Consider the following 2,540-nt stretch of genomic DNA (forward strand, 5'->3'; position numbering starts at 1 on the left):
CGCGCTGCTGCTGGCCGGCTGGGCACTGCGCGGCGGCCGGGACGCGCCGGCCGGGCCCCCCGTCGACCCGCTCACGCCGGCCGATCCGGTGCCGGCAGCCGGTACGGGGGACCGGGGCTGACGGCGTACCGGCGCGGGGGCCGGACCGGGACGGACGGCCCGGAGACGATCAGGTCGGCCAGCGGGGCGTGGAGTGCCCGGATACGACGAAGGGCCAGCCCCGGGGACGGGGCCGGCCCTTGCGTCGACGGCGGAGGATACGAGATTCGAACTCGTGAGGGTGTTAACCCAACACGCTTTCCAAGCGTGCGCCCTAGGCCTCTAGGCGAATCCTCCGCGAGCCAGGATACAGGTCCCGCGCGGGTGGGCCACCCCACCCTCCCGGAAGATCCACGCCGGGTCGGGTAGGCTTGGCGGCACCTCCCGTGCGGCGGTATCTCGTGAACCTCCCCAGGGCCGGAAGGCAGCAAGGATAAGCGAGCTCTGCCGGGTGCACGGGAGGCCTTTCTGTCTCCGGGTGCCGGTAACGTTCCTGCGGGTCAGGTCACGGGGTGGTGGGTGGTCACCCGAGTCTGACCGGCGCAGAATGGCTCGGTCGAGAGGAGGCGGTACGGGTGGCACTGGCCCTTTACCGCAAGTACCGGCCCCGGACGTTCGCCGAGATGATCGGCCAGGAGCAGGTCACCGAGCCGCTGTCGCAGGCGCTGCGCAGTGGCCGGCTCAACCACGCCTACCTCTTCTCCGGCCCGCGTGGCTGCGGCAAGACCTCCAGCGCCCGGATCCTGGCCCGCTCGCTCAACTGCGAGCAGGGCCCCACCCCCGAGCCGTGCGGCCAGTGCGAGTCGTGCCGCGGGCTGGCCCCCGACGGCGGCGGGTCGATCGACGTCATCGAGATCGACGCGGCCAGCCACGGTGGTGTCGACGACGCCCGCGAGCTCCGCGAGAAGGCGTTCTTCGCACCGGCCCGCAGCCGCTTCAAGATCTACATCATCGACGAGGCGCACATGGTCTCGTCGGCCGGCTTCAACGCCCTGCTCAAGCTGGTCGAGGAGCCCCCGGAGTTCGTCAAGTTCATCTTCGCCACCACCGAGCCGGAGAAGGTCCTCGGCACGATCAAGTCGCGGACCCACCACTACCCGTTCCGGTTGTTCCCGCCGAAGGTGGTCCGCCCCTATCTGCAGCAGCTCTGCGAGGCCGAGGGGGTGACCGTCGAGCCGGCGGTCTTCCCGCTGGTGGTGCGCGCGGGCGCGGGCAGCATGCGCGACAGCCTCTCCGTGCTCGACCAGCTCATCGCGGGCGCCGGCCCCGAGGGCGTCAGCTACGCCCGGGCCGCCGCGCTGCTCGGCGTCACCGACGCCGCGCTCATCGACGAGATGTGCGACGCGCTCGCCGCCGGTGACGGCGCCGCCGCGTACGCCACCATCGACCGGGTCGCCGAGGCCGGGCACGACTCCCGCCGCTTCGCCTCCGACCTGCTGGAACGGCTGCGCGACCTGATCGTGATGCAGCAGGTGCCGGACGCCGCCGCCAAGGGCCTCATCGACGGGCCGGACGACCAGATCGAGCGGATGGCCGCCCAGGCCCAGCGGCTCGGCCCGGCCACCCTGTCCCGCTGCGCCGACATCGTGCACAACGGCCTGGTCGAGATGCGCGGCACCACCGCGCCCCGGCTGCTGCTGGAGCTGATCTGCGCCCGGATGCTGCTGCCCGGCGTGGACGACACGACCGGTGGCCTGCTCCAGCGCCTGGAGCGGATGGAGCGCCGACTCACCCTGGGCGGTGGCGAGCTGCCGCCGGCCGCCGCCGGCCCCGCGCCGGTCGCCCCCGCCCCGGAGGTACGCCCGGCGGCTCCCGCCCCGACCGCGGCTGCCGCCGCGAGCCACCCGGAGACCGCCGGCACGCCGGCGGCTGCCGCGGCCCCCTCCGGGGCGGCCGCCGCTCGCGCCGCCGCCGCGGCGGCGGGTGCCCGTTCGGCCTCGGCCCGACCGGCCGACCCGTCGGTGAGTGGCAGTGTCCAGCCCGGCCCGGATGCCCGCCCCGGCGGCCGGTCCGCGGGCGGCACCGCCGTGCCGGCCCCGGGTTCCGCCGACCGGGCTCCCGACGGCGCGGGGTCGGGCACGCCCGCCCGGCGTCCGGCGCCCGCCTCGGCGGTGATGCCCGACCCGGCCACGCCCGAGCCGCCCCGGCCGGGCGCCGCTCCGCCCGGCGCGCTCGACGCCGTCGCGGTGCGCCGGGTCTGGCCGGACATCGTCGCCAAGGTCAACCGGATCAAGAAGCCGGCCGCCGCCCTGATGCGCGACGCGGTGGTACGCGACGTGGACGGCGACACGCTGGTCCTGACCGTCAAGTCGCCGGTGCTCGCCCAGATGATGGCCGCCCACACTTCGGTCCTGGCCGACGCGCTCTACGAGGAGTTCGGTGGCCGTTGGCAGATCCGGTGCGAGGTGGCCGGGGAGCGGGGTGCGGCCTCGCTCGGCGGCCCGGCCCGCCCCTCCGCGCCCCGGTCGGACACCCCGTCCGCCGGCCAGGACACCGCGTCC

The 2,540-nt window shown here is 75.3% G+C and carries 1 protein-coding gene, 1 tRNA gene and 1 other RNA gene; 2 read left to right on the top strand and 1 reads right to left on the bottom strand.

Annotated elements, in window-relative coordinates; translation table 11 throughout:
* Positions 1-251: 251 nt before the first annotated feature.
* Positions 252-336, bottom strand: a tRNA-Ser gene (locus ACWEVO_RS34815).
* A gap of 81 nt (positions 337-417) precedes the next feature.
* Here ACWEVO_RS34815 and ffs point away from each other — a divergent pair.
* Together ffs and ACWEVO_RS34825 are read left to right on the top strand one after the other, a co-directional pair.
* An RNA gene (ffs, locus tag ACWEVO_RS34820) (signal recognition particle sRNA small type) lies at positions 418-507 on the top strand.
* Between the two features lie 107 nt (positions 508-614).
* A partial coding sequence (locus tag ACWEVO_RS34825; RefSeq protein WP_452311660.1) for a DNA polymerase III subunit gamma and tau occupies positions 615-2,540 on the top strand: 1,926 nt, incomplete at its 3' end.

Source organism: Micromonospora sp. NPDC003776, assembly GCF_053605645.1.